A 26183-nucleotide genomic window follows, 5' to 3' on the forward strand; every position below is an offset into this window, starting at 1 on the left:
CCAAACTAGAGCCGGACCACCACATGTCCGCCGCACCAGTCCGAGGCCTCTGCGACCAGCCTGTCCACCAGCCCATCCCCGTAGCGCGCCACAAACCACGCACCCGCCACGATCCTCTCCTGCGTCTGCCCATCCGGGTAAAGATGCAGAATCAAGGCGTCCGCATGCTTCTTCAAGCTGCCCTCTTTCTGCAACTCGAAATGCGCAGCCATGCGCCGTAACCTGTTCATTTGATAGCGCATCTTCGATCCCGACACCCTAGCCGACCGGCCCAGACTCTCGTCCATCGCACCCAGGTAATCCTCGAGAATCGTCAATTCCTTATCCATCGCGTTCCCGACCGCCGCCAGCTTCCGCTTCGCCTCAATCGGCATCGCCCGGGCTCCAAGCCTCTGCGCGAGCTCCTCTGCAGTTCCAAAAACACCCGGCAGACGCAACTCATGCTGATCCAACACGTTACCGATCGCCGACTCCACCAGCGTAGCCGAGAAACGCGCCAAAACCGGTGTCGCCGCACCCAACACAGCCCTGTAAACGACCTCGCTCTGCGCGAAATAAGCAATCTCGGCGGGCCCGCCAATATAGGCCGCGGTAGGCAACAAACAGTCCTGAAACACCGGCCTCAGGAGTGCATTCGGACTTAACCTTTCCGGTGCATCTTCAAGAATAGAAAGCAGATCTGCATTCGCGTAGGTCTTGCCCGCAGCCTTCCAAATGTCACCCGTCCGGCGCAGTGCAGCCCGTCCCCCCGTCTCGTCGTCCACCAGAAACAGCAGCGAATGACCCGGAGCTACCAGAACCTGCGCGTGATACCCAGCAGCCTCCAGCTCCTTCGTCCGCGTCAGCAACCCCGTTTCGAGCTCTGCTGCGTGCTCAATCGCGTACCGGAGAGCCACCGCACCCATCGCGTGGAACTCCCGCCCGGATGCATCGAGCACCACCAAACCCTGCTTTTCGAATAGCTTGCCCATCCAGCGTGCAAAGGCCCCCCCAAGCGTCGCCGTGTATCCCTCACGCGAGACATAACACTCGCGCAGCATATCGCACACCGGACCCCACTCCAGCATCTCGCTCGCCTGCTCCAGCAGAGCCTCCACCTCGGGCCCCAGCACCACCCCACCCACTTCGACCGGAGCCGTCGTCTTCAACCCAGCCCGGAGGGTCACCATCTCATGCTTGGTGAGCAGGGAAACCTGGTCAACCTCATCTAAATCATGGTCTTCCGTGGCCATCCAAAAGATTGGAACATGCTCGACGCCCGTCTGATCGGAAGCCTGCTTCGCCCGTGCCACCGCCGTAGCCGCCTTCAGAATGGTCAGCAGGGGACCACCGAACATCCCTACTTGCTGCCCGGTGACCACAGCTCGCGCACCATGGCGCAGCTTCTCGATGTTCGCGAGCGTTGCCTCCCCCGCGCCAAACTCCACCGACTGAGCCTTCAGGGCATCGGCTAGACGCTCCGGATGTTCCACGGAGGCAGCACGGTAACCCGTTCCATACCAACCACGTACAGCCGCTTCCTCAGGTGCCTGGGGCATCGAAAGAAAGTCGGCAAAGAGCCGCGACGTATGCGGCAGCGCGGTCATCGGGAAACATTCACTGCTCATGCAAATTCCTCACGCGGCGGGAGAGAGCAAACACACCTCTCCCATCAATACTACGAAGATCGTCAAACCGTTAGTCTGTTGGATGCCCAACCCACACTGCCCGATGCAGGATGATAACGTAAGCCCATGGCAATCAAGAAAAAGTCCCCAGCCAAAGCCTCCGTGACCAGCGTCTCCACCGTCCCCGTCAAGACCGCAGCCGACTCGAAGAAGCCGGCGAAGCGCGCGAAGAAAGGCACCGTCCTCTCCTCGAAGCTCTCGTTTAAAGGCCGTATCTTCAACGTTTATACGGAGAAGGTGCAGGAGCCGAACGGAACGGTTAATGTACGGCAGCTGATTCGGCATAACGGCTCGATCGTCATTCTGGCCGTCGACGCCAGCACCAATACCAAGGATCCGGACGTCATCCTGATTCGCCAATACCGCCACGCTGCCGGACAGTTCCTCCTAGAGCTGCCGGCCGGGCGCATCGAAGTCGGGGAAAAGCCCCTCGCCGCCGCCAAGCGCGAGATGATTGAAGAGACCGGATTCCGAGCCAAGAAGTGGACGTTGTTGACCAAGTACTACGCGAGCCCCGGTTTCCTCGGAGAATGGATGCAGATCTATCTTGCTGAAAATATTACTCCTGGTCAGGCACAGCCCGAAGGAGATGAAGACATCGAGATCGTTCGACTGCCCCTCTCCGCCGCGATGGCACTGGTTGCCACCAACCAGATTCACGACGGGAAGACACTGATTGGCCTCTCTCTCTTCGCGGCAGCTCACGCCAAAGGCCGTTAGAAGCGACGTCCAAATAAATGTTGATGAAGCGCCCTCGCATGAAGCCAGCGGGGGCGCTTTTTTGTCCAGATGAAAACTGTTTCCAACGAGTGAAGCCAGCAGGCCTCTTATGTCATCTAGCGTACAGAGATGCTCCGCACATCCTCCTACCGTGGAAAGTCGAAGGCGACCCTGCGAGCCGGAGCCGCATCGTAACAATCAGTCCGGCTGCGTAAGGCGCTCGGTAGAAATGGGCCCAGGAGAAGAAAGAACATGTCCCAGTATTCAGGTGAAGTGAAGTGGTTCAACAACGCAAAAGGCTATGGGTTCCTCGGTCGTGACGGAGGCCCCGATGTCTTCGTTCATTACAGCTCCATCCAGCTCGACGGCTATAAGACCCTCAAAGAGGGCGACAAGGTCGGCTTTGACATCATTCAGGGCAGCAAGGGCCCACAGGCAGACCAGGTAGTCCGTCTGCAGGAACCAGCCTGACCCACTCTTCTCTCCGTTCCGTTGCATACTGTTGAGGGGCCGATGATCGGTCCCTCAAAGTGCTTATGGACAATATCTCTCTCGCCCGTCTTCTCGATGAAACCGCATCCCTCCTCGAAATCGACGGAGCCGACCCCTTCCGCATCCGGTCCTACCGGCGAGCGGCGGAAGCAGTCGAACAGCAAACCACACAATTAGCGCCACTTGCGGCTCCTGACGCCGATCCAAAGCTCTTGCTGGCGATTCCCGGCATCGGTAAGGGCATGGCCGCGAATCTTCGCGATCTGGTCGCGACAGGGTCAATGCCTCTGCGCGAAGAGCTGCTGAACAAATACAAACCCACGATGCTCGACCTCCTTCGTCTGCCGGGAATGGGGCCAAAGTCCGTGGCGCTGATCTGGTCGGCACTGCAGGTGGGCGATATCGATGCCCTGGAGACGGCAGCCAAGGCCGGTCACCTGAATACCCTCCCCCGCATGGGCGAGAAGTTTACCGCCAAGTTATTGAAAGGAATCGAGGACTATCGCAAGAACTCCTCGCGGTTCCGGATCGACCACGCGCATGAGTTTGCGCAGCGCATCTCCGCGCTCATCCTGGAGTTTCCGGGGATCGACCAGGTGACGCCTGCCGGATCGCTGCGCCGCGGCCGCGAGACGGTCGGCGACCTCGATCTGCTGGCCACCGGGCCCGCCTGCGAGGCGAACGTCGTCGCGGCGGCCGTCGAGCATGTCGCCACGCTGCCCCTGATCGACAAGCTGATGGCGCGCGGGCAAAACAAGGTGACGTTTACCCTGCGGAACAACCTGCAGGTGGACGTCCGGCTTCTTCCTCGCGCCAGCTATGGTGCTGCGCTGCAATACTTTAGCGGATCGAAGATGCACAATGTGGCGCTGCGGCAGAGGGCGATTAAGCGTGGGCTGACGCTGAGCGAGTACGCCCTGCTGCGTCTCGAAGACAACGTGATCGTCGCGGCGGTGAGCGAGGCGGAGATCTACAACGCGCTCGACCTCGACTTCATTCCGCCCGAGTTGCGGGAGAACGCAGGGGAGATCGAAGCCGCCGCGAATCATACCCTTCCCGAGCTGATTACCCTGGCGGACATTCGCGGCGATGTGCATATGCATACGTCCGAGACGGATGGGACGGCGACGATCCGCGAGATGGCCGAGGCGGCTATCCGGCGTGGATTGAAGTACATCGCCATCACCGACCACTCCAAGAACCTGGCCATGACGAACGGCATGGACGATGCCCGGGCGCTGGCACATGCGAAACGGGTTCGTGAGGTTTCCGAGCAGTTGGCCGAGGAGTTTGCCGCGGGCAAGGGCCCGCAGTGGGCGGCATACGAGGCTTCGCTCGCCGCTAAGTCGTTGAGGGCAGACATTATTCCGCAGTATGCGAGCCTCGCGTCTGCGAAGCCGACGGCACCGTTCCGGATCTTCACGGGGATCGAGGTGGACATTCTGGCGGAGGGTCAGTTGGACCTGGAGGACGAGACTCTGGAACAATTGGACATCGTCGTGGCGAGTGTCCACTCGCGCTTCGACCAGCCGATCGCGCAGATGACGGAGCGGATTCTGCGGGCGATCGAGAACCCTTACACGCGGATTCTGGGCCATCCGACGGGACGCAAAGTGTTGAAGCGGGATCCGTATGCTGTTGATCTGGAGGAGGTTTTCCGACGCGCTTCGGCGTTGGGTGTGGCGGTGGAGCACAATGCGCATCCGGCCCGGGCAGACTTGAAGGACACCCATCTGAAGCTGGCCAAGGAACTGGGCTGCGCGATCAGCGTCAACACGGATGCGCATGCGACCGAGGAGCTGGACAATATGCCGTTCGGAATCACACAGTTGCGGCGCGCCTGGCTGACGAAGGCCGATGTGCTGAATACCGCTGAAACTCCGGAAGCGTTCCTGGCGTCGCTGCGAAAACGGCCTTAGAGGTCCGACCGCCGCCGATCCAAAAACAGACCACTTTCGCGGAAAGTGGTCTGTTTTTGGCATTTGTGGGGTTTTTCAGGCATTTGTGGTGGATTTCGGGTTTTCTTGCCTGTTTCTTCGGGTTTCCCTGGGGTTTACCTGCAGTTTTCGGGACGGTAAAACGTGGTGAAATGTATGGATAATGTGGCCACGATGCGGTAAAAGCGCTATGCGCGCACACCGATCTGGAAGAGGGCGTCGTGGACATCCTCGGTGGAGCCGGGGATGGTTCCGTGGGTGGAGATGGCCCCGGTCTCGAGCCACATTCTGAACCAGTAAAAGTGGTGCACGCGGACGAGACGGGCGGCGATGGGCTGACGGTCTTCGAGCTGCTCGCGCATCCTGAGGGTCATCTCTTCGGAGTCGCGGACAGCAATAGTCTCGGTGGGGACGAAGTCGCTGGCGAGGAGGCGGCGGCGGGCTTCGTCGTAGTCCTGGTCGTTGATGAGGCCGCTCTCTACTTTGAGGTCGCTCATGCGCTCGAGTGCGAAGGCGGCGGAGGCGTCGAGGTTCTCCTTGAAGCCGAGATAGAGGATGCGGGAGCCGGCGATGCGGAGGGGCAGCAGGCCGAACTGCTCGATGAAGACGCGGGGGAGGGTGAGGGCGGCGGCGCGGGGGGTGATGCCCTCGGTGGTCATGACGGGGCAGTTCCACTGGACGCTGAGGCCCTGGGTGATGCGCTCGGGCGGGAGGCCGCACTCGCCGATGAGCAGGTCGCCGATGCGTCCGGTGCCGCGGGACTTTTGCTGGTCGAGGGCATAGCGGAGCTGGGGGTGGGTGATCCAGCCCTGGGCGAGCATGACGAGGCCGAGGGGGATGCGATGACGATGGGGGGCATCGAAGCCGGCGCCGATGCCGTCGGTGACTTCACGCTTGACGGAGGCGCGCACGATGGCTTCGAGGCATTTGGAGCCGCAGCCCCACTGGCCCTCGAAGATGGGGCGGCGGCGGCTCTTCCAGGGCTTGGCCCAGGCGGAGGAGCAGTCGGGGTTGGCGCAGGTACGCTTGTGGGGGTCGGCGGCGATGGTGCGGCCGGAGCCGGGGATGTACTGGTCCGTTCCTGGGATTAGGGTTGGCATGCGATGCTCTCCAGACGCATTTGTGGGGCAGCGACCTCGGTGACTCTGAGGGCGAAGTTTCCGTTGGCGACGACGACTTGTCCGCGGGCGACGATGCGGTTGCCGATGAGGAGGTCGATGGGTTGGGAGTCGTGGCGGTCGAGCTCGACGACGTCTCCGGCCTGCTGGGCGAGGACGTCGCGGAGGGTCATGCGACGGGAGCCGAATCGGAGGGTGGCTTCGAGTTCGATGTCGGCCAGGATGGTGAGTTCTTCGGGCATGGTTTCCGTGGGAGCCAGGAATGGCGGTTGCGGCTGGGATAGGAAGGCATACCCCGGGGGCTAAAGCCCTTGTTCTTGGCGGTCCTGTGAGACCCAAGGCTCAAGCCCTGGAGTACCTAGAGGCAAGGGAGACGGCAAGGGCGGGACACGGGATAGGTTGGGTGGGCAGCGCGTTAGCGACGGGCGGTTTTGGGTTTGAGTTTGGGGGCTCCAAGAGCGGCAAGGGCGGTGCGGAGGCGAAGGACGGCGGAGGAGTGGATCTGGGAGACGCGGGACTCTACTACGCCCAGGGTCAGGCCAATCTCCTTCATGGTTAATTCCTCGAAGTAGTAGAGGGTGAGGACGAGGCGTTCGCGTTCGGGGAGTTCATCGATGGCGTCTGCGAGATGCTGCTTCATCTCGCCTTTCAGGCAGCGGAAGAGGGGGTCTTCGTCGGGTGCTCCGGGGATGTAGGCGATTTCATCGTCGCCGGAATCCTCGGTCCGCTCCATGTGGAGGGAGCCGATCTCGAGGCCCTTGAGTTCGCCGAGGAGCTGCTGGTACTCGACGAGGGAGATCTGGAGCTCGCCGGCGATCTCGTGGTCGGTGGCGGCGCGGCCACAGCGCTGGGTGACGGTGCGGATGGCCTCTTCGACGGCGCGACCCTTGCGGCGCAGCTCGCGGGGGCTCCAGTCGAGGGTGCGGAGGGAGTCGAGGATGGCGCCGCGGATGCGGAACTGGGCGTAGCTCTTGAACTGGACTTTTTTGGAGTGGTCGAACTTTTCGAAGGCGTCGATCAGGCCGACGACGCCGGCGGAGACGAGGTCTTCGAGGTCGACGTGCTGGGGAAGGCGCTCGTGGATGCGGCGGGCGAGGAAGCGGACGGTGGGAAGATGTTCGAGGAGGAGGCGGTCGCGGTCCTCGGCGGTGAGGCCGTGGATGCCGTTGGCCATGCCGGTTGCACCGGCGTAAGCGGAGGCGAGGGTGGGGGCGGGCTCCTGGTGGAAGGAGAGGGCGTCTCCGCCGAAGATGGCGGCTTTGGGCATGCTGCCCGCGGCCAGGTCCTGCAATACGGTTACTGGAATCTGATTGAGTCCGCCCATGGTGTTTCTCCTCGTTGATTCGTTTCGTGATGCCTAGCCGTGCCTTCCCTCACCAACCGTCCCGATGCTGCGTACCCGGATCTCCGGTGGAATTTCGACCGGGGCCAGTACCGTTACCTTGGGAAGGTAGGGTTCGAGCCAGCGCCTTACGTGATAACGGGCCGGCGATGGACATAAGAGCACGGGCATGGCCGTAGTCTGGCCGGCTCCGGTTAGGCGTTTCACAGATTCGACCAGGCGGCGGAGGAAGTCGGCCGGCATGCCGGTGGAGCGGGCTCCGTCGCCGAGGAGATGGGCCGCGGCGGCGGGGTCGAAGGTGCTGAGGAGGTCGTGTTCGAGGCCTTGTTCGAGCATGAGGACGCGGAGGCCGCCTTCGTTGTCGAGTAACGGGCGGACGAGGCCACGGCCAAGCGATTGGCGGACGCGTTCGACGAGGTGGACTACGTTCTTGCTCTCGGCGGCGGCTTCCACGAGCACCTCGAGGATGGCTCCGAGGTCGCGGATGGAGACCTGCTCGCGGAGGAGCTGCTGGAGGACCTTCTGGACCTCGCCGAGCGACATGAGCTTGGGGACGAGCTCTTCGACGAGCTTGGGGTAGCCCTCGGACATGGAGTCGAGGAGGCGTTTTGTTTCCTGGCGGGCGAGGAGCTCGTGGGCGTGGCGGCGGATGAGTTCGCCGAGATGGGTGCCGATAACGGTGGTCTGGTCTACCACGGAATAACCAGCCGCCAAAGCTTGTTCTTCCAGGCCGGGCTGGATCCAGCGGGCCATGACACCGAAGGCGGGTTCGCGGGTTTCTACGCCGGGCATGGGGCGGGCCTTGGGATCGGCGTTGACCGCGAGGAGGCAGTTCCCTTCCGTCTGCCAGCGGGCGATCTCCACGCCGCGCAGGGAGACGCAGTACTCGCGGGGCTTGAGGCGGAGGTTGTCGGTGATGTGGACGGGCGGAACGATGAAGCCCAGCTCCGTGGCGAGATGGCGGCGCAGGGCGCGGACGCGGTTGAGCATCTGGCCGCCTTGTTTTTCGTCGACGAGGGGGATGAGCTGGAAGCCGATCTCGAGGGTGAGCTCGTCCATCTTGAGGAGGCTGGCGAGGTTTTCGGTCTTGGCGGCTTCTTCGACCTTGGCCTTGGTGCCGACGGTGGCGAGGTCTTCGGCGGGGGCGGTCGAGTCGGCTGGGAGCTTGCGGGCGATGAGGGCTACTCCCGCGGCCATGAGGACGAAGGAGAGCTTGGGGAGGCCGGGGATGAGGGCAAGGGCTAAGAGGACTCCGCAGGCGATCCAGAGGGTGTTGCGGCCTTTGAAGAGCTGGGTGCCGAGTTCGCTGTCGAGGGTTCCGGCCGAGGAGGCCCGGGTGAGGACGATGCCTCCGGCGATGGAGACGAGGAGGCTGGGGATCATCGTCACTAGGCCGTCGCCTACGGTGAGGATGGTGTAGGTTTTGACGGCGGTCATGAGGTCCACGCCCTGCTGGATGGTGCCGATGACGAGGCCGGCGACGATGTTGATGACGGTGAGGAGGATGGTGGCCATGGAGTCGCGCTGGTTGAAGCGTGCGGCTCCGTCCATGGCTCCGTAGAACTCGGCCTCGCGGGCGATGGCCTGGCGGCGCTTGCGGGCGCCCTGCTCGTCGATGAGACCGGCGTTCATGTCGGCGTCGATGGCCATCTGCTTGCCGGGGAGGGCGTCGAGGGTGAAGCGGGCGGTGACTTCGGCGGTTCGTACAGCGCCATGGCTTACGACGAGGAACTGGATGGCGATGAGGGCCAGGAACAGGACGAAGCCTACGACGTAGTTGCCGCCGACGACGAACTGGCCGAAGGCCTCGATGACGGCTCCGGCGGCGCTGGTGCCTTCGTGGCCGTGGAGGAGGATACGGCGGCTGGAGGCGAGGTTGAGGGAGAGGCGGAACATGGTGAGGAGCAGGAGCATCGTCGGGAAGACGGAGAAGTCGACGGCCTTGCGGATCTGCACGGCGGTGAGGAAGACGATGACCGAGGCGGTGATGCTGGCGGCGAGGAGGATGTCCAGCACGAAGCCGGGGACCGGGATGAGCATCACGAAGACCATGGCGATGGCTCCGACGGGGAGCATGAAGACTCTGAGTTTGGCGGGGTTCATTGGGAGGCTCCGTAGGGACGCAGGGCGATGGATGTTTTGTGGGCGGTGCGTTGTTCCTGCTCGCGGCGGTGGCGCTCCTTGCGCATCTTCTCTTCGACCTTCTGGCGGTAGAGGAAGGCGAGGATGCCGGCGACGGCGGAGTAGAGCTCGAAGGGGATGGACTGGCCGGGTTCCACGAGCTTGAAGAGGGAGCGGGCGAGGGGTGGGTTTTCGATGAGGGGGATGCCGGCCCACTGGGCGGCTTCGCGGATCTCTTTCGCGTGGAGGTCGCGTCCTTTGGCGAGGACGATGGGAGCGGACATGGTCTCGAAGGAGAACTCGAGGGCGACGGCGTAGTGGGTGGGGTTGGTGATGACGACGGAGGCGCGGGAGATGTCGGCCTTGACCTTGCGTTTGCGGGCGGCGTTCTGGAGCTGGCGGATACGGCCTTTGACCTGGGGGTTGCCCATGGCTTCCTTGACCTCTTCGCGCATCTCCTGCCTGGTCATCTTGAGGCGCTTGTTCCAGGCGATGTACTCGACGGCGTAGTCGAGTCCGGACCAGGCGAGTGAGACCCATGCGGCGTCGAGGGCCAGGGAGTAGACGGCGGAGAAGGTTTGCGGCAGACGCATGGTGGACATGACCGGCATGGGGATCATGAGCGCCTTGAGGGCTCCCCAGCCGAGGACGATCATGATGGCGGCTGGGACGAGGGATTTCATGAGTCGGGTGAACGATCGGAGGCTGACGATGTTGGCGAGATTGGTCGCGGGGTTCATGCGGGTGAACTTGAGCGAGAGGGCGTTGGGGTGGATGCTGAGGCCTCCGCCCTGGGCAATGCCGACAGCGAGGGCTCCGGTGAAGGCCGCGGCCATGACGAGGGCTACGGGGATGAGGGCGGGGGCGAGCATGGTGCGGATGGCGTGGATGAATTCGGTGTCGGTGCCGAGCTGGTTGGTGCGGAGGGATTCGAGGTAGAGCTGGCTCCAGGTGCGGACGAAGGACTGGGAGACGGAGCCGAGGGCTGCGATGCCTCCAAGCATGGCTACAGCGGAGAGGAGCTCGCGGCTGCGTACGGAGTCGCCTTTTTCTTTGGCCTTCTGCTTGCGTTGGGGTGTGGCTTGTTCTGTGCCTTTTTCGCTCATACGTGCACCTTTTCACTCATGCCTGGAGCAGGAGCCTTCCTGCGGCGTCTAGCAGCGCGGTGTAGTGGCGTTCGATCCAGCCGGGCCAGACGGCGAGTGAGCCGAGGAGGACGGTGTAGGCGGTGAGGGTCTTGAGGGGGATGCCGATGACCTGGGTGGGAAGTTGGGGAGCCAGTTTGCCGATGAGCGCGATGGTGACTTCGACTGCGAGAGCGGCGGCGATGACGGGGGAGGCGAGTTGCAGGCCGGAGAGGAAGATGCCGGATGCCATGTGGATAAGGGCTCGGCTGGTGGAGGCGTGGAGGACGGCGGTGCCGACGGGGACGACGGCGAAGCTGCGGACGATGGCGGCGAGGAGGGTGCGGTCGAGTCCGCAGCCGAGGATGACGAGGATGCCGAGCCAGCCGAGCATCTGGCCGAGGACGGGGGTTTCGACCTGAGAGTTGGGGTCCATGAGGTTGACGAGGGAGAAGCTGAACTCCATGCCGAGGAGGGCTCCGGCGAAGGTGAGGGATTCGGTGAGGAGCATGAGGGAGAGGCCGAAGGTGAGGCCTACGCCGAGCTCGCCGAGGAGGGATGGAGCGGTGAGGGTGGGGTTCGCTCCGGGGATGGTGAGGATGGCGGGTGAGATGAGGAAGGTGAACGCGAAGACGAAGCCGGCCTTGATACGGGGAGCGATGGCGGCGGAGTTGAAGACGGGCGCGAAGACGAGGAGGCCACTGAGACGGACCATGACCAGGAGGGCGGCGGTGAGGAAGGTGGGCCAGTCGTTGATCTTCATACGGATAGGTACCGGTGGAGGTCGGTCCAGAGGTGCGTGGTGTAGGCGACGAGGCGGTGGACGCTCCAGGGGAGGGTGGCCATGAGGACGGTGAAGACGACGACCAGGCGGGGAACGGCGGTGAGGGTTTGTTCCTGAACGCTGGTGAGGGTCTGGATGAGGGAGACGATGAGGCTGATGGTGGCGGCGGAGAGGAGTAACGGAGCGGAGAGGAGCATGGCTTCTACGAGGAGGGCGCGGAAGAGGTGGACGGTTTGGTCGGGGGACATAAAGTTGTCAGTTCTCAGTTGTCAGTTCAGAAGCTCTTGAGGAGTTGGTCGGCCAGCAGGTTCCAGCCGTCGACCATGACGAAGAGGAGGATTTTTACGGGGGTGGAGATGACTACGGGGGGTAGCTGCATCATGCCGATGCTGGTGGTGACGCTGGCGATGACGACGTCGATGAGGAGAAAGGGCAGGAAGAGGATGGCTCCGATCTGGAAGCCGGCTTTGAGCTCACTGAGGATGTAGGCGGGGACGATGATCTGCATGGGTAGATCGTCTTTGCTCTTCGGGCGTTCCGCCATGCCGGCGGAGGCGAAGACGGCGAGGTCTTTTTCGCGCGCGTACTTGAGGAGGTAGTGCTTGACGGGGATGACGCCGCGTTCGATGGCTTGTTCGCCGGAGATTTCGTTGGCTCGGTAGGGGGCGGTGGCGGTCTTGTCTACCTCGGTGAGGACGGGGCCCATGAGGAACCAGGTCATCATGAGGGCGAGGCCCATGAGGACCTGGTTGGAGGGCGCGGTCTGGGTGCCGAGGGCCTGACGGAGGAAGTGGAAGACGACGAGGAGGCGCACCATCGGGGTCATCGCGAGGAGGATGGCCGGGATGAGGGTGAGGAGGGTGAGGCCGAGGACGATGGACCAAGGCACGCTTCCGTTGGTCCCCATGGCCTGGGCGATAGATTGCTGGGTGGTGTCTTGCGGGATGGACTTTGCGGCGGCGATGAGATGCCTGGGCGTGGCGGCCTGGACGGGAGTGGTAGAGAAGAGCGTAAGGGCGAGGATGAGCAGGAGGAGCCTTAGCATGCGGGCTCCGCGGGCGGGATTGGGCCTACGCGGACAATGGTCTCGATGCCGTCTGTGCCTCCGCCGACGAGGAAGCGTTCGCCATCGCAGAGGATGAGGGTGAGTTGGCGGCGGCCGCCGAGGGGGAGGGTTTCGATGATCTGGAGGTGGCGGGTGGGCTTTTGGGTGGAGAAGCGACTGAGGAGCCAGCCTGCCAGGCCTCCGGGGTGCATGGTTTGGGTTGCGGTCTGCCTCATGCAGAGGAGATATGCATGTGAGGGACCGTGGGTGGGGCGAAGATATTAGGGGGATTTTAGGTTGGGGCTTGGCTTAGGGCTTAGGAGGCGGCGGCGGGACAGAAGCCAAGGCGAGAACATACCCGCGCCGAAGCCTCGCATCGTTGCCGGTGTTGGATGTCCGGGCTCAAGCCAGAACTCATCTCAGAGACAAGAGCAAAGGCAAAGGCAAAGCAGATCCCCTTCGGGGATGACAACCAAAGAACCAACGGCAAGAACGACGACAAGTGCAACGGATGGGCTTAGGTGTTGAGAGCGCCTAAGCCCACGGCTGGTTAGCGCATCATGCCGATGGCGTCCTGGGTGATCTGGTCGAAGGTGGTGATGGTTTTGGAGTTGGCCTGAAAGGCTCGCTGGGCGACGATGAGCTCGGAGAACTCGGTGGAGATGTCGACGTTGGAACCTTCGAGGGCGTCGTCCTGGATGGTGCCGCGGCTGCCTACGCCTGCTCCGGCGTAGCTGGCTGCTCCGGAGGCGGCGGAGGTCTGGTAGTTGTTGCCGCCGACGCGGGTGAGGCCGTCGGCGTTGGCTACCGTGGCGATGGCGAGCTGGCCTACGACCTGAACGTCTCCGTTGGAGAAGGTGGCGGATAGGATGCCGGAGCTGTCGACGGCGAAGCTCTGGTAGGTGCCGCTGGCATAGCCGTCCTGATTGCTGGCGGTGGCGGTGGAGGCCGAGGCGGACTGCGCGATGGTGGGGGCTCCGGAGGCTCCGTAGAGATTCCAGGAGAAGTTCATGTCGGCGGCTCCGTCGGACATGCCGGGAAAGGTGATGCCGGAGATGCCTGTGGTGGGTGAGGTGAGGACACCGGAGGAGTTGAAGGTGAGGGTGCCGTTGTTGTTGATGGGGGTGCCGGTGGACTCGCCTGACGGGAGAGTGACGGAGTAGTCCCAACTGTTGGCGGAGGCCTTGGTGAAGCTGACAGCGGCGACGTGGCTCTTTCCGAGCGAGTCGTACATGGTGACGGAGGTATTGAAGGAGGTGCCGACGCCGGCGGTGGCGTCGAGGTTGCCGTCGACGGCGAAGTTCTGGGTGGCCTTGGCGACGCCGTTGCCGCCGAGGGGGAGGGTGAGAGCGGTAAGGTTGCCGGTGGAGTTGACGACGCCGTTGGCGGCTCCGAAGCCCATGACCTGCTGTCCGTCGGAGGTGAGGAGGCTGCCGTCCTTGGCGAGCTGGAAGTTGCCGGCGCGGGTGAGGGACTGGGTGTTGCCGTTCTGGACGACGAAGAAGCCGTCGCCGTTGAGGGCCATGTCGGTGGAGTTGCCGGTGGTGGAGAGGCTGCCCTGGAGGAAGCTGGAGGCGGTACCGGCGACCTTGACGCCTGCGCCCGTCTGGAGCTCTTCGCCGGAACCAGACGAGCCGATCTGCTGGTAGAAGAGATCTTCGAAGGTGGTGGTCTGCTTTTTGAAGGCGGTGGTGTTGAGGTTGGCGAGGTTGTTGCCGATGGTGTTGAGGGCGGTGGAGTCGGCCTGAAGACCGGTGAGGGCGATGGAGAAGTTGGGCATGTCGGGGTCCTTTGTTTTTTGGGGGTGTTGGATTGGGGGGGTCAGGAGCGCTGGATGGCGGCTGCGTTGCCGGTGGTGGTGCCGCTTCCGCTGCCGCCAGCGGTGTCGAGGGAGCCGATGCCCTGGTTGATCTGGATGAGCTGCTGGAGGCTGTTTACGCCGACGAGCTGGGTGATGTAGGCGTTGGGGTCGGTGGGCTGGGTGGGGTCCTGGTTCTTGAGCTCGCTGACGAGGAGCGTGAGGAAGTCGCCGGAGGTGATGGTGCCGCCGGCGGCGGTGGTGGACGAGGTAGTGGCAGCCTGGGCGGCGGTGCTCTTGGGGGTGAGGGCGGCGCCTACTACGGTAGCGCTGCTCTGCGTGGAACCGATGTCGAAAACTCCCATGGTGGGTCTCCTGTTCGTAATTTGTTGGTGCGTATTTCAGGCGACTACGTTGACCCAACTGCCTCCGTGGAGGCTTTGGGGCTCGTAGATTGGAGTGGACCAGTCGGTTTTCTCCGGGCTTTCCGCGGTCGGGGGTGAGTCGGGGTTCGGGTGGGGGTTGCCATTGCCTTGGTCAGGGGTGGATGTGCCTGGGGTGAGGTCCTGGTCATGCGATGCGGGGGTAGTTTGTGGGGGTTCGGCTACATGGAGTTGGACGGCTACCTGCTCGTTGGCGAGGAAGGTGGTGAGGGCGGGTAGATCGCGCCGGAGGGTTTCGTGGGCGGCGTGGTTGGCGGGAGAGAGCGAAGCCTGAACGGTACCGGTGGAATCGATCTCGGCACGGATCTTGAGCCAGCCGTGCGTGCCGCTGGGGACACCTACTTCTAACGTTGTCGGAGAAGCCTGGAGGGTAGTGTGGGGGAGCGTGGGCAGGGCTGGTGTTTGGGCTTCCGCTATGGGGGCGGCGGTTGTTTCGGTTGTTTTTTGTGGAGTGGGTTGTGGGGCTGCGGCGATGGTTGGCGCTACGGCCTGCATTGTGGGAGCGGCTTGCATGCTGGCGGATTGCGGCGCCAATACGGGGATGGGCTGGGGTGGGGTGGGCGATGGCACGGTGGATGGGGCTTCGTATAGAGGCTTCGTTGGGGTGGGTTTGGTTGTCTCCGCGGATGGCTTGCGCGGGACTCGTGTCGTGGAGGTGCCGGGTGATGCGTTGCGTGGGGTTGGCTCAATTGGCGGATCGGGTGCGGCTGCTGCCTTTGCGGGTGCGGCGGGCTCTGGGGTTGGGGTGATTTCGAAGGTGGTGTTGGCTTGTGGCGATGGGGAGGCTACTGCTTGCGGTGCAGGCGCCGTGGGGATGGTGATTTGAGCCGGTGATGCCGGGGGGTTCTTTGGCTCGATGACTGGGAGAAGGGTGGCAGTGGCGACGGACTGGGTTGTTGTAGTCGCCTGCTCCGGCGGTGACGCCAAGGGGACGATTGGCTGCGGCTCGGGTGTGGCGGTTGAAAGTGTTGTTGGCCTGGCTTGTATTGTGGGCTTTCTGGATGGGGCTTCGACCGCCTTCGCTGGGAGTTTTGTTGAAGGTGCTTCAGCGAGAGAGACAGCCTCGGGCTCTGCTTTGCTTGCGGCGGGAGTTGAAGGCGCGGGGATGTTTGTCGAAGCTACGAGCGCCTGCGTGGGAGGCGCGGAGAGAGGTGATTCGGGCTCGGGGGCTGGTGCGGCTTCGGTGATTGTTTCGGTTGTTTCTATGGGTGCCGCCTTGGCGATTGCTTTGGCGGGAGACGATGGGATTTCAGGCTGCGTGGTTTGTAAGTTTTTTTGATACGTTTGATTTGCGATGGGGGCTGTTGCGATTGTTTGGGGTTGAGATGGGATCGGTGTGGGGTGAAGCTGAGACGTGACGGTGGGGAGTTGCGGGAGGGTGGGCTCTTTGAGGGTGAGAGTCGTGGATGGGACGCCGGCTTCGGCCATGGTTTCGGCGAAGGGCGGCTGGGCTTTGGTATTGCCGGGTGTGGAAATTGTAACTACGGGGTTTCCATGGAGCGCTGTTGGGTTCAGGACTCCAAGGAGGGTCACGGCCAGTGTCGTCATCGTCGCTTCCCTCCTCGTTCGCGATGAGGAATGCATGTGAGGGGCCAAAGATGGGTGCGGCTGGATTAGCGGGTTCTCAGTTGTTGCGGATCGCGCTGGAGGCTGCGACCGGAGAGCCATGCGCGGCGTGCGGCGTAGCGATCGTCGGAGAGGGACTGGGAGCGGCGGGACTCTTCGAGGGTGGCCTGCTCGGCGATGTGGGCGACGAGTTGCTTCATCTGCTCGGTCTTGAGGCGGCTTGCGAGAAAGTCGGCGCGAGCGGTGGACTCGGCGGCGAGGCGTTGTGCCTTGAGGGACTCGAGGCGGACCGCACGGGCCGTGAATATCTCTGTTTGAGACTGGGCGAAGAGCGATTCTTCACGGTCGCCGGTGGTGAGGGCATTGCGTGCGGCGTTGCCGGTTGCGGCGAGTGCGTTGCGTCCAGCCTGGATGGCTTGCTCGGCTTCGTCGACGCTGGCGCTTGCCAGCCGGAGAGAAACGGCGTGCATGTCTTCTACGACGCTGTACAGCGTAGCGATACGGTGGAGGGCGGCGGCTCGTGGTGTCCGCGGGAGAGACATCAGAGGTCCAGGCCTTCGAGGCGGGATATGGATTCGGCCATGGTGATGTGTTCGTTGGAGGTTTGCTGGAGATAGGCGCGGAGGAGCGGCAGGGCGTGGATGGCCTGATCGAGTTCGGGGTCTGTGCCGGGCTTGTAGGCTCCGATGCGGATGAGGTCCTCGGACTTGCGATGCGCGGAGAGGAGGCGGCGGGCGATGGCGGCCTGGTGGCGATGCTGGGGCGTGGTGACGGCGGGCATGAGACGGCTGAGGGAGTCGAGGACGTCGACGGGCGGGTACCAGCCGGCGGAGGCGAGGGAGCGGGAAAGAACGATGTGTCCGTCGAGGAGAGAGCGGACGGAGTCGACGATGGGGTCCTGCTGATCGTCGCCTTCCATGAGGACGGTGTAAAAGGCCGTGATGCTTCCTGTGGTGAAGTTTCCGGCGCGCTCGACGAGCTTGGCGAGCTTGGTGAAGACGCTGGGGGTGTAGCCCTTGCTGGCGGGTGGTTCGCCGGCGGCGAGGCCGACTTCGCGGGCGGCCATGGCGTAGCGGGTGAGCGAGTCGAGGACGAGCAGAACGTGCTTGCCCTGCGCGGCGAAGGATTCGGCGACGGCGGTGGCGGCCATGGCGGCGCGCATGCGGAGCAAGGGGCTTTCGTCGGAGGTGGCGCATAAGACGACGGAGCGGCGGAGGCCTTCGGCGCCGAGGGAGTCTTCGACGAACTCGCGGACTTCGCGGCCGCGCTCGCCGACGAGGCCCACGACGGTGAGGTCGGCCTCGGTGTTGCGGGTCATCATGCCAATCAGGGTGGACTTGCCGACGCCGGAGCCACCGAAGATACCGACGCGCTGGCCGCGGCCGACGGTGAGCATGCCGTCGAGGACGCGGAGGCCGGTGGAGAGAGGTTGCTTGATGGGGACGCGTTCCATGGGGCGCGGGACGATGCCGTCGAGGGGCCAGCGCTGGGTGACGCGTGGGGCGGGTTGCGCGTCGATGGGTTGGCCGATGGCGTTGAGGATGCGGCCCTGCATGGCGGGGCCTACGGCGATCTCGGGCGGAACGCCGAGGGCGAGGACGGCGTCTCCGTAGCGGACGCCGCGGGTTTCGGCGAGAGGCATGGCGAGGACGTGACGGCCGCGGAAGCCGATGACCTCGGCGCGGTGGCGCGTGCCTTCGGCGTCGAGGATCTCGCAGCACTCGCCGACGGAGCACATGGGGCCTTCGGACTCGATGGTCTGTCCGTTGGCTTCGACGACGCGTCCGCTCCAGCGCCAGGCGGGACGGGTGGCGAGTTGCGCGAAGTAGGCGGCCAGAGGGCCGGATACGGCCATCAGGATGGCCTTTTCTGCAGGAGGTCGAAGAAGCCTTTTTCGATCTCTTCGAGTTGCACGGGGATACCCAACTCTACGCGGCCCACGGGGGATTCGAGGACAAGATCGCCGTCCTGAAGGTCTTCGCCAGCGACGACTTCGACGGTGGCATTGCCGGTGAAGAGGCTACGCCATGCGGTCTCGGATTGGGCAGGGACCCGCAAGATGGCGCCAGGCTGGCCGGCGATCTTTTCGAGGGCTACGCGGACGGAGGCGGCGAGGAGAAGAGGGTCCATGCGGGCTTCGCGATGGAGGACGCGGGCGGCGATGGCGAGGGCGAGACGGACGACCTCGCCTTCGACCTCGGTGAAGTAACGCTCGCGGTCGGCGGCAAAGCGCGCGCAAGCGACGGCGATGGAGGCGCGTTCCTGTTCGAGGGAGGCTGCGAACGAGGCGTTGGCTTCGGTGCGGCCCTCCGTGCGGGCTTCGGCGCGGACGAGTTCGACCTTGGTCTGGAGGGCTTTGACCTGGCCGCGGAGACCGTCGACGATCTCGGCCTGTTCCTCGGCGCGCGTTGGGTTGAAGAGGGCTTCGGCTTCGGTGGGGACAGAGCGGCGCGAGGCGGACTGGAAGATGAGGGGTGTGACCTCTCCACGCAGTTCGCCGGGGGTGTTCATGACGCCCATGCGCATCTTTACTTCGACGTGTTCGCTATGCATCTTCGGCCTCCACTCTGAGTACGATCTTGCCTTCGCTTTCGAGGCGGCGCGCGAGTTGCAGGAGTTCCTGCTGGGCGGCGTGGACGTCCTTCGAGCGGACGGGGCCCATGGTCTCCATGTCTTCCTTGAGCATCTCGACGGCGCGGGAGCTCATGGCCTTATAGAGGTGGGCGCGGATGCTGTCTTTCGCTCCCTTGAGAGCGACGGCGAGGTTGCGCTTGTCGGCTGCACCGACGATCTCGCGGATGGCGATGGCGGGGACCGTGAGGAGATCGTCGAAGGTGAACATGAGGGTGCGGATGCCGATGGCGAGCTGCGGCTGGCTGGTCTCGATCTCTTCGAGGATGGTCTTCGAGGACTCCTGGTCGAGCATATTGAGGAGCTCGGCGACGACCTTGAAGCCGGAGTAGGAGCGACGGGATCGGCCTTCGCCCATGGCCTCCATGCGGCGATTGAGGACGAGGGCGACCTGCTGGGCCATCTCGGGGGAGAACTGGCGCATCTCGGCGAGGCGCCGGACGGCATCGACGCGGGTCTCTTCCTTGAGGTGCATGAGCACCCTGGAGCCGCGGCGGGCGTCGAGATGCGCGAGGACGAGTGCGACCGTCTGCGGGTGCTCGTTTTCGAGGAACTTGCTGAGTTGTTGCACATCCATCTTCTGGAGGATCTTGAGGTCGCCGGCGGACCGGTCCTGAAGGATGCGGACCTGGGCGAGGAGCTCTTCGGCGCGGGCGGCTCCGAAGGCCTCGGTGAGGAGCTTCCGGGCGTACTCGGGGCCGCCGCGGCCGATGTACTGCTGAGTTTCAAGGAGGCCGTAGAACTCGGTGAGGACCTGCGTGGTCTCCTCGGGGGTGACGGAACGCAGGGTCATGATCTCTTCGGTGACGCGCTGGACGTTCTGGTCGGTGAGGGACTGGAACATCTGCTTGGCGAGCTCTTCGCCGAGGGTGACCATGAGGATGGCGGCCTTGCGCATGCCGGGTATCTCGGCGGGCGTGAAGCTGGAGGATTCGGGGAGTTGCAGGGTTTCCATTACGCGTCTCCTTCCTGCGCGCCGAGCCAGACTTCGAGCAGGCGTGTGCTCTGGGCGGGCTCACGGGCGATCTGACGCGAGACGTGATCGAAGATGGCCTGGGCCTGCAGGGTGGTGCGGCTCTTGATGGGAAGGACGGGAAGGCCGATGGTGGCGTGATGTGGTTCCGGGGTGGGGAGGCTGGGGGTCGCGGTACCTTCGGCCAGGGCGTTGGGTTCGACTTCGGTGGTTCCGGTGGGCGAGCCGGCGGGCAGAAGTACGGGCGCCTTGAGGGCGGCGGAGATCTGGTTCGCGACGGGACGAAGGACAAAGAGTACGACGCAGAAGGCGATGAGTCCCATCATGGCGGTGCGCAAGAGGCTTGGCTGCTGGGCGAGGAAGCTCCTGCTCTCTTCGAGGAGCTTGGCCATGGGGGCGAGGGGGATATCGGGAACGTTCGCGTGGAAGCCTACGTTGGACATGACGACCTGATCGCCGCGTCTTTCGTCGAAGCCTACGGCGGCCTGCGCGAGTTGTTCGAGGTGCTTCATCTCGTCGGGAGAGCGTGGCTTCCAAGTGACGTGCTGGGTCTTGCCGGCACCTTCGGTGATCTGGCGATCGTTGACGACGACGGCGGCGGTGACGCGCCGGATGCGGCCAGCGCCTTCTTCGGTGTGGACGACGTGGCGGGTGACGCCGTAGGTTCCCTGCTCTTCGGTCGAGGTCTGGCTGGCACCGGCGGCGGCGGTGGGGTAGACGGGGGCGGCCTCTTTGAGGAGGGGCGGTGTGCCCGCGGCTGCGGCGGCCCCGGCAGCCTGCGCGGACGCGGCGGGAGCGGCGGCAGGGGTGTTGCTGGCGGTTCCGGGGATGCCGGTGGGGATGGGCCTGGGAGCGGAGATCTGCTCGGTCTTGCGCATGGTGAGGGTGGCGCTCTGGGCGGGGTCATAGACTTCGTCGGTGCGCTCGACGGTGGTGTCGTCGTAGGCGATGTTGACCGTGGCTCGGACGTTTTCGCGACCGGCCAGCGGTTCGAGCATGGCGATGAGCTTGGCTTCGAGGGCCTGCTCCATATCGGCATGGGCGGCGCTGCCCCGGCCTTTGGCCTGGAGGTTCTGACGGCCTTCGGCGTCGACGAGGGTGACGTTGTCGGGGGAGAGGTTTTCGACGGCGCTGGCGACGAGGGAGCGGATGGCGTCGATTTGCTCGGGCGTGAGAGAGGCGCGGCGAAGCTTAAGGACGACGGAGGCTTTCGCGATCTTGTCCTGGCTGGCGAAGAGGGTTTGCTGGGGCAGCACGAGGTGGACGCGCGCGGAGTGGATGACGCCGAGGGAAGCGATGGTGTGTTCGAGCTCGCCTTCGAGGGCGCGCTGGTAGTTGACGCGCTCGTCGAACTCGCTGCCGACCCAGTTGGGCTTGTCGAAGAGCTCGAAGCCGAGACGTCCGGTCTGAGGCATGCCCTTGGCGGCGACCTCCATGCGGGCCTTGTCGAGAGCGTCGGCGGGGACCTGGAGGCTGGAGCCGTCGGGGGTGGTCTGGAAGGGGATGCCAGCGCCGGCGAGCTCGGAGGAGACGGTCTGGACGTCCCGGGCGTCGAGGCCGGAGAAGAGGACACGCCAGTCGGGACGCTGCCAGAACCAGGTGAGCGCGGCGCATCCGGCAAGGACGAAGAGCATGCCGCCGAGGAGGAGGTTGCGGCGACGGGGCGGCAGGGCCATAAGGCGGTCGCGCACCTGGTGCATGGCGGCCAAGGCCTGCGTCGCGGTCGCCGGGGCGGTGCGGGCGAGCTCCGTGCCTGCGGGTTGTTTGGGGTCTGCCAAGGCCTTCTCCGTGACGTGCGGTTAGAACTGCATACCCATCATCTGCTGGTAGGCGCCGACGGCCTTGTTGCGGACCTGGAGGGCGAGTTCGAAGGCCATGTCGGCCTTCTGGGTGGCGATCATGGCATCGTGGATCTCGACGCCCTTGCCGCTGAGAAGTCCGGAGACGGCGTCCGACGCCTTCGCGTCGAGGGCTGAGGTTTGATCGATCATGGATCGGAGCATGCCGCCAAAGGGCATCTCGCCGGGAGCTCCGGAGAGTCGTGGGGGCGTGATGTTTGTTGCGATCTGTCCTATGCCTGATGCGCCGATGACCATGTGCTTCTCCGTTTACTTCAAGATGTCCAACGAGGCTGAGACCATCCCCTTCTCTGCCTGAACTGCGGAGGCGTTCATCCCGTAGGCGCGCTGTGCGCCCATGAGATCGACCATCTCGGTGAGGGGGTTGATGTCGGGGTAGCTGACGTAGCCGTCGGGGCCTGCGTCGGGGTGGCCGGGGTCGAAACGCTTGAGGGCCGCGCTCTGGTCTTCGACGACACCGGCGACGGAGACGCCGCCTGGGGTCGCGATCTGGCTGTTCAGCATGCTGCCGAAGGTCTGGCTGGAGGCGGCGGCGAAGACGACGTGATGACGCCTGTAGGGGCCGCCGTCTTCGGTGCGGGTGGTCTCGGCGTTGGCCATGTTCGAGGCTACGACCTCGGCGCGTACACGCTCCGCGCGAAGAGCCGATGAGCTGATATCCATCATTCCGAAGAGATTCATAAGACGTTCCCCGTTGTACGTTCTACGTTGTGCGTTTCGCTACTTGCTTTCGGCGTGAATGGCGGACATGACGGAGGAGTACTGGTGTTTGAGAAGCTCGACGGCGGTGCGGAACTGGAGCTGCGTCTTGGCCAGTTGCAGCGACTCGCGGTCCATGGAGACGTTGTTGCCGTCGGGACGGGAGACGAGGCCGTCCACGTCGCCCGCCGTGGCGAGAGGGACCTGGGAGAGGCCGTTGAGCTGGGCCTGGAACTCGCGCTCGAAGTCGAAGCCCTGGGTCTTGAAGCCGGGGGTGTCGACGTTGGCCATATTGCCTGCGGTCATCTTCATCTGGTCGCTGGCGAGGTCGAGGTAGCGCTTCAGCGCCTCGCTCATTGGGGTGGTCACTTGCATGCGAATGCCTCCGGTTGGGAAGGAAGCATGTGAGGGACCAAACAAAAGCGCCCTCGGATGAGAGCGCTCTTATCGACCCGGGATGGCCTGGGGGAGGACTGACTTCGTTGCGCTAACGGCCACGACCGAAGCGGATCTCTTCGGCGGCGATCTCGGGCGATTCGCCGGAGAGGATCGCGCCGCGTTCCAGCACATGCATGAGCTCACGCACGTTGCCGGGCCAGGCGTAGGACATGAGTTTCGTCATCGCCGGTCCGGAGAGGCGCTTGCGGGGCTGCTCGCGTCCCATGCCTTCCAGGAAGTAATCGACCAGCGCGGGGATGTCACCGAGACGGTCGCGGAGGGAGGGGACCTCAACCGGGAAGACGGCGAGGCGATGGTAGAGGTCGAGGCGGAAGGTACCCTCCTTTGAGCGGCGTTCGAGCTCCTGATGGGTGGCGGCGATGACGCGCACATCGACACGCATGACCTCGTTGTCGCCGACGCGCTGGAGTTCACCGTACTCGAGGAAACGCAGCATCTTGGCCTGGAGCGCGAGGGGCATCTCGCCGATCTCGTCGAGGAAGAGCGTGCCGCCGTGAGCGGCCTCAATGCGTCCGGTGCGGGATTGGACGGCTCCGGTGAAGGCCCCGCGGGTGTGGCCGAAGAGCTCAGCCTCGAGGAGCGACTCAGGGATCGCAGCACAGTTGAGGACGGTGAAGCTTTTGGCGGCGCGCAGGCTGAGGCGATGCACGGCCTTCGCGACGACCTCCTTGCCGGTGCCGGTCTCGCCTTCGATGAGAACGGTGGTGGAGCGGGGGGCGACGAGACGGATCATACGGCCGAGCTCGAGCATGGGCTCGCTGGTCCCGACCATGTCGGCGAGTCCGCTGGTGGGGGCGGCTGTTCGGATATCGCGTACGACGGCCCGTGCGACCGGAGCGGGGTCCGGCTCGACGGCGGCCGGTCGGTCGAACTCTTCCTGGGCTTCGCGCAGGGCATGCAGCAGCTCGTTCCGGCGTGGACTGCGGGCGGTGCCGGCGTCCGAGACACCATCCACGCGCAGGAGATCGAGCGCGGGATAGAGAGTGCGGACCATGCCGGAGAACTCACCGACTTCAAGGTCCGGAAGCCAGCTATCGACCAGGAGAGCCTCCGGTCGGGAGCGCTCCATGAGTTCGATCGCCTCGGCTCCGCCACCGGCCTCGCGAACCTGCCAGCGAAGCCCGGTGAGGCTCTGCCTGAGACGTTCGCGCAACGCAGTATCCGCGCTTGCCAACACGACCGTACGTGATCCGGCCATCTGCCCTGTCTGCCCCGCCGCCGATGCCATCCTAGTTTCTCCTGTCCGCCGGGGACCACCCGTCTAGTTCTGTTCCAGTGCCTGCCGCAGAATCTCCCGCATGGAGGTCACGGCGGTGAAGAGACGCTGACTCTCGCGCAAAGCCTCCAGCACCGCCTCCTCGTAGGAAGCGGGCGTGCCGAACATCTGTCCGATCTCAAGACGGCATTGCAGCGCCGTGAGGGGCTGGGCCATGTCGTGGAGTGAGGCGGCGAGCTCGCGCAGGATGCGGGTCTTGCCGGTGACAAGCTCTTGCTCAGGCTCCATAGCGGGCTCCTGCCAGCGTTGGGCCCGATACGGACATCCTCGGGACGGGATGAGCGCAGGTGGAGTTCGGCGGACCGGGGGCATCGATGGCGCGACCGACCTGATAGCCCCCGCCGCGCACCGTCTCGATAACCGGAGCAGACGCGTCTCCGCCCACGGCGAGCTTCCTGCGCAGGTAGTTCACGTAGACATCGACGACGTTCGTCCCGGCGTCGGGAGACATCTGCCAGACCTCACGCAGCAACTCCGCGCGACTGCAGCAGCGACCACGATGCTGGAGGAGATACTCGAGCAGACTGAACTCCTTCACGGTCAGATCGACGGGCCGGCCACCGCGGGTGACGCGACGGTCCATGCGGTTGAGCTCCAGATCGGCCGAGCGGAGGGAGGGATCGGCATACTGCTCGCGACGCCGCAGCAGGGCGCGGCACCGCGCGGTCAGCTCATGAAGCGAGAAGGGCTTCATCAGGAGATCGTCCGCCCCGAGGTTGAGGCAGCGCACGCGCTCCTCGACCTGGGCTCGTCCGGTGAGCACAATGACGCCCATACCGCGATAGAGGCCCTGCATGGCTTCCAAGACCTCGACGCCATCCCGCTTGGGCAGACCGAGGTCGAGCACCATGAGATCGGGACGCTCCGTCGCGGCTCGTTCGAGCGCCGCATCGCCATCCCCCACCCAGGCCACGCTGTGGCCCTCCATCTGCAGACCCTTCTGCAGAAACATCCCCAACGATGTATCGTCTTCCACGATCAATACACGCATTCCATCTCCTGGCCCGATCCGTTTGTGAACTGCTCTGCGTACGAAACGTTGGGAGAGATCTCAACGATCAAGATATCTCCGCGTCAAAAGGCCAACCTGCATCCCGGCATGGTTGTGCCGGGACTTGCCACGAAGTGCGCTTGCCTTTGCTGGAATCGCGGCTTTCCTTGTTAGAACAATTTCTGCGTGGTTCTACCTTCTGCCTGGATGTGTGGATGAGGCAAGATCGAAGTGACTGATTTGCGTTCCGTGGTTCCAAAATGGGACTTCGATCCCGCGGCCCAAAATGGGCATCTTTTTGGTAAATAACCCGTTCGGAATGTTGATGTCATTTTTTCTCCTCCAGTTCGCTTTTTATTCGCTACAATTGACGCCATGGCGATCACGCGGCGGCAAAAAGAGGTCATCGACTTTCTCTCCGGCTTTACGCAGAAGAATGGCTACTCCCCTTCGTACGAAGAGATTGCGACGGGGCTTGGCCTGAACTCGCTGGCCACGGTGCATAAGCACGTCACGAACCTGCAGAACAAAGGTCTGTTGCAGAGGGCGCATAACCGCAGCCGCTCGATCGACGTGCTGCCGGCGCGGACGAGCAAGAAGGGGTTTGAGCGCCTGCCGCTGATGGGGCGTATCGCCGCGGGGCAGCCGGTGGAGGCGATCGAGAGCGCGGAATCGATCTCGCTGGGCGACATCATCGGCAACCGCGAGGTGTTTGCGCTGGAAGTACGTGGGGATTCGATGCGGGATGAGCATATCGTCAGCGGCGACTATGTGCTGGTCGAGCGCACCAAGACGGCGCGTGAGGGCGAGATTATCGTCGCGTTGATCGACGGAGCGGATGCTACGCTGAAGCGCTTTTATCGCGAAGGCACGATGATCCGGCTGCAGCCCTCCAACCACGAGATGGCGCCGATCTATGCGCCGGCGACGAGCGTGAGCATTCAGGGCAAGGTGCTCGGCGTGCTGCGCAAGTACGCATAAGGCTGAAGGTTATCGGGGTTCGCGATTTGGGATGATGGTATAAGGGCGTTCCCCCGTTGCACCGTGTTCTGCTGCATCCTGGTTGACCGCCATTGCGGGGGTCGGTATCCGACACGGCCTCGCTGAGCGGACGGATTGGCTCGCGGGAGCATATAGC

At 64.0% G+C, this 26183-nt stretch carries 30 protein-coding genes; 6 read left to right on the top strand and 24 right to left on the bottom strand.

Annotated features, from left to right (window positions below):
- Positions 1-5 precede the first annotated feature (5 nt).
- Entirely contained in the window at positions 6-1607 is a 1602-nt protein-coding gene (gene bshC / locus BM400_RS15300) for a bacillithiol biosynthesis cysteine-adding enzyme BshC (RefSeq protein ID WP_089840336.1), read from the bottom strand.
- Between the two features lie 126 nt (positions 1608-1733).
- Between bshC and BM400_RS15305 the strand changes: the two genes are divergently transcribed.
- The 3 genes from BM400_RS15305 to BM400_RS15315 all read left to right on the top strand — a co-directional run bounded on the left by BM400_RS15305 (position 1734) and on the right by BM400_RS15315 (position 4798).
- Positions 1734-2387, top strand: coding sequence for an NUDIX hydrolase (locus BM400_RS15305; RefSeq protein WP_089840338.1), 654 nt, complete (start codon positions 1734-1736; stop codon positions 2385-2387).
- Between the two features lie 252 nt (positions 2388-2639).
- Positions 2640-2858, top strand: coding sequence for a cold shock domain-containing protein (locus BM400_RS15310; RefSeq protein WP_089840340.1), 219 nt, complete (start codon positions 2640-2642; stop codon positions 2856-2858).
- Between the two features lie 65 nt (positions 2859-2923).
- Positions 2924-4798 carry a DNA polymerase/3'-5' exonuclease PolX gene (locus BM400_RS15315; protein ID WP_089840341.1) on the top strand — a complete coding sequence of 625 codons (1875 nt, stop codon included), beginning with the start codon at positions 2924-2926 and terminating at the stop codon, positions 4796-4798.
- Positions 4799-5004: 206 nt separating this feature from the next.
- Here BM400_RS15315 and BM400_RS15320 read toward each other — a convergent pair whose 3' ends face one another.
- From BM400_RS15320 to BM400_RS22115, 12 genes are all read right to left on the bottom strand, one after another.
- On the bottom strand, positions 5005-5916 hold the full coding sequence (locus tag BM400_RS15320) for a hypothetical protein (RefSeq protein WP_089840343.1): 912 nt from the start codon (positions 5914-5916) through the stop codon (positions 5005-5007).
- Complete coding sequence (locus BM400_RS15325; protein ID WP_089840346.1) at positions 5904-6176, bottom strand: FliM/FliN family flagellar motor switch protein; 273 nt, start codon at positions 6174-6176, stop codon at positions 5904-5906. Before BM400_RS15325 ends, BM400_RS15320 begins: the two co-directional genes overlap by 13 nt.
- Positions 6177-6349: 173 nt before the next feature.
- The gene (locus BM400_RS15330; RefSeq protein WP_245781892.1) at positions 6350-7258 is read right to left on the bottom strand and encodes a sigma-70 family RNA polymerase sigma factor; all 909 of its coding nucleotides are present in this window, start codon (positions 7256-7258) and stop codon (positions 6350-6352) included.
- A gap of 33 nt (positions 7259-7291) precedes the next feature.
- Positions 7292-9379 (bottom strand): flagellar biosynthesis protein FlhA, encoded by a 2088-nt coding sequence (gene flhA, locus BM400_RS15335; protein ID WP_089840349.1) that lies wholly within the window; start codon positions 9377-9379, stop codon positions 7292-7294.
- Positions 9376-10503 carry an EscU/YscU/HrcU family type III secretion system export apparatus switch protein gene (locus BM400_RS15340; RefSeq protein ID WP_089840352.1) on the bottom strand — a complete coding sequence of 376 codons (1128 nt, stop codon included), beginning with the start codon at positions 10501-10503 and terminating at the stop codon, positions 9376-9378. The genes flhA and BM400_RS15340 overlap by 4 nt, the downstream gene beginning before the upstream one ends.
- Before the next feature lie 16 nt (positions 10504-10519).
- A complete protein-coding gene (locus tag BM400_RS15345; RefSeq protein ID WP_089840355.1) occupies positions 10520-11284 on the bottom strand; it encodes a flagellar biosynthetic protein FliR in 765 nt (254 codons plus the stop codon).
- Positions 11281-11553: a flagellar biosynthetic protein FliQ gene (locus BM400_RS15350; RefSeq protein WP_089840357.1), complete on the bottom strand. Its 273-nt coding sequence runs from the start codon at positions 11551-11553 to the stop codon at positions 11281-11283. Before BM400_RS15350 ends, BM400_RS15345 begins: the two co-directional genes overlap by 4 nt.
- A gap of 26 nt (positions 11554-11579) precedes the next feature.
- The gene (gene fliP, locus BM400_RS15355) at positions 11580-12350 is read right to left on the bottom strand and encodes a flagellar type III secretion system pore protein FliP (protein WP_245781893.1); all 771 of its coding nucleotides are present in this window, start codon (positions 12348-12350) and stop codon (positions 11580-11582) included.
- On the bottom strand, positions 12344-12586 hold the full coding sequence (locus BM400_RS15360) for a flagellar biosynthetic protein FliO (protein ID WP_089840359.1): 243 nt from the start codon (positions 12584-12586) through the stop codon (positions 12344-12346). The genes fliP and BM400_RS15360 overlap by 7 nt, the downstream gene beginning before the upstream one ends.
- A gap of 314 nt (positions 12587-12900) precedes the next feature.
- Positions 12901-14130 carry a flagellar hook protein FlgE gene (locus tag BM400_RS15365; protein WP_089840361.1) on the bottom strand — a complete coding sequence of 410 codons (1230 nt, stop codon included), beginning with the start codon at positions 14128-14130 and terminating at the stop codon, positions 12901-12903.
- Positions 14131-14171: 41 nt separating this feature from the next.
- Positions 14172-14513, bottom strand: a complete 342-nt coding sequence (locus BM400_RS15370; RefSeq protein ID WP_089840364.1) for a flagellar hook assembly protein FlgD — start codon at positions 14511-14513, stop codon at positions 14172-14174.
- A gap of 36 nt (positions 14514-14549) precedes the next feature.
- Complete coding sequence (locus BM400_RS22115; protein ID WP_175529052.1) at positions 14550-15104, bottom strand: hypothetical protein; 555 nt, start codon at positions 15102-15104, stop codon at positions 14550-14552.
- Here BM400_RS22115 and BM400_RS15380 point away from each other — a divergent pair.
- A complete protein-coding gene (locus BM400_RS15380) occupies positions 15103-15417 on the top strand; it encodes a hypothetical protein (RefSeq protein WP_089840368.1) in 315 nt (104 codons plus the stop codon). The two genes, BM400_RS22115 and BM400_RS15380, sit on opposite strands and share 2 nt — an antisense overlap.
- 45 nt (positions 15418-15462) lie before the next feature.
- Positions 15463-15870 carry a hypothetical protein gene (locus tag BM400_RS15385; RefSeq protein ID WP_141223959.1) on the top strand — a complete coding sequence of 136 codons (408 nt, stop codon included), beginning with the start codon at positions 15463-15465 and terminating at the stop codon, positions 15868-15870.
- Between the two features lie 334 nt (positions 15871-16204).
- Here the strand turns inward: BM400_RS15385 and BM400_RS15390 are convergent, their stop codons facing one another.
- The 11 genes from BM400_RS15390 to BM400_RS15440 all read right to left on the bottom strand — a co-directional run bounded on the left by BM400_RS15390 (position 16205) and on the right by BM400_RS15440 (position 25045).
- A complete protein-coding gene (locus BM400_RS15390) occupies positions 16205-16699 on the bottom strand; it encodes a hypothetical protein (protein WP_089840371.1) in 495 nt (164 codons plus the stop codon).
- Positions 16699-18012 (bottom strand): FliI/YscN family ATPase, encoded by a 1314-nt coding sequence (locus BM400_RS15395; protein WP_089840373.1) that lies wholly within the window; start codon positions 18010-18012, stop codon positions 16699-16701. The genes BM400_RS15390 and BM400_RS15395 overlap by 1 nt, the downstream gene beginning before the upstream one ends.
- Positions 18012-18710 carry a FliH/SctL family protein gene (locus BM400_RS15400; protein ID WP_089840375.1) on the bottom strand — a complete coding sequence of 233 codons (699 nt, stop codon included), beginning with the start codon at positions 18708-18710 and terminating at the stop codon, positions 18012-18014. Before BM400_RS15400 ends, BM400_RS15395 begins: the two co-directional genes overlap by 1 nt.
- On the bottom strand, positions 18703-19743 hold the full coding sequence (gene fliG / locus BM400_RS15405) for a flagellar motor switch protein FliG (protein ID WP_089840377.1): 1041 nt from the start codon (positions 19741-19743) through the stop codon (positions 18703-18705). The genes BM400_RS15400 and fliG overlap by 8 nt, the downstream gene beginning before the upstream one ends.
- On the bottom strand, positions 19743-21539 hold the full coding sequence (fliF, locus tag BM400_RS15410; protein ID WP_089840379.1) for a flagellar basal-body MS-ring/collar protein FliF: 1797 nt from the start codon (positions 21537-21539) through the stop codon (positions 19743-19745). The genes fliG and fliF overlap by 1 nt, the downstream gene beginning before the upstream one ends.
- A 21-nt stretch (positions 21540-21560) precedes the next feature.
- The gene (gene fliE / locus BM400_RS15415; RefSeq protein WP_089840382.1) at positions 21561-21857 is read right to left on the bottom strand and encodes a flagellar hook-basal body complex protein FliE; all 297 of its coding nucleotides are present in this window, start codon (positions 21855-21857) and stop codon (positions 21561-21563) included.
- 12 nt (positions 21858-21869) lie between these two features.
- On the bottom strand, positions 21870-22301 hold the full coding sequence (gene flgC / locus BM400_RS15420) for a flagellar basal body rod protein FlgC (RefSeq protein ID WP_089840384.1): 432 nt from the start codon (positions 22299-22301) through the stop codon (positions 21870-21872).
- 39 nt (positions 22302-22340) lie between these two features.
- Positions 22341-22694, bottom strand: coding sequence for a flagellar basal body rod protein FlgB (locus BM400_RS15425; RefSeq protein ID WP_089840386.1), 354 nt, complete (start codon positions 22692-22694; stop codon positions 22341-22343).
- A gap of 112 nt (positions 22695-22806) precedes the next feature.
- On the bottom strand, positions 22807-24006 hold the full coding sequence (locus tag BM400_RS15430) for a sigma-54-dependent transcriptional regulator (protein ID WP_089840388.1): 1200 nt from the start codon (positions 24004-24006) through the stop codon (positions 22807-22809).
- 33 nt (positions 24007-24039) lie between these two features.
- On the bottom strand, positions 24040-24282 hold the full coding sequence (locus BM400_RS15435; protein ID WP_089840390.1) for a hypothetical protein: 243 nt from the start codon (positions 24280-24282) through the stop codon (positions 24040-24042).
- Positions 24272-25045 carry a response regulator transcription factor gene (locus BM400_RS15440; protein WP_089840392.1) on the bottom strand — a complete coding sequence of 258 codons (774 nt, stop codon included), beginning with the start codon at positions 25043-25045 and terminating at the stop codon, positions 24272-24274. The genes BM400_RS15435 and BM400_RS15440 overlap by 11 nt, the downstream gene beginning before the upstream one ends.
- A 375-nt stretch (positions 25046-25420) precedes the next feature.
- Between BM400_RS15440 and lexA the strand changes: the two genes are divergently transcribed.
- Positions 25421-26026 carry a transcriptional repressor LexA gene (gene lexA / locus BM400_RS15445; protein ID WP_089840394.1) on the top strand — a complete coding sequence of 202 codons (606 nt, stop codon included), beginning with the start codon at positions 25421-25423 and terminating at the stop codon, positions 26024-26026.
- Positions 26027-26183 lie beyond the last annotated feature (157 nt).

This window comes from Granulicella pectinivorans (assembly GCF_900114625.1).
GTDB classification, from domain to species: Bacteria; Acidobacteriota; Terriglobia; order Terriglobales; family Acidobacteriaceae; genus Edaphobacter; species Edaphobacter pectinivorans.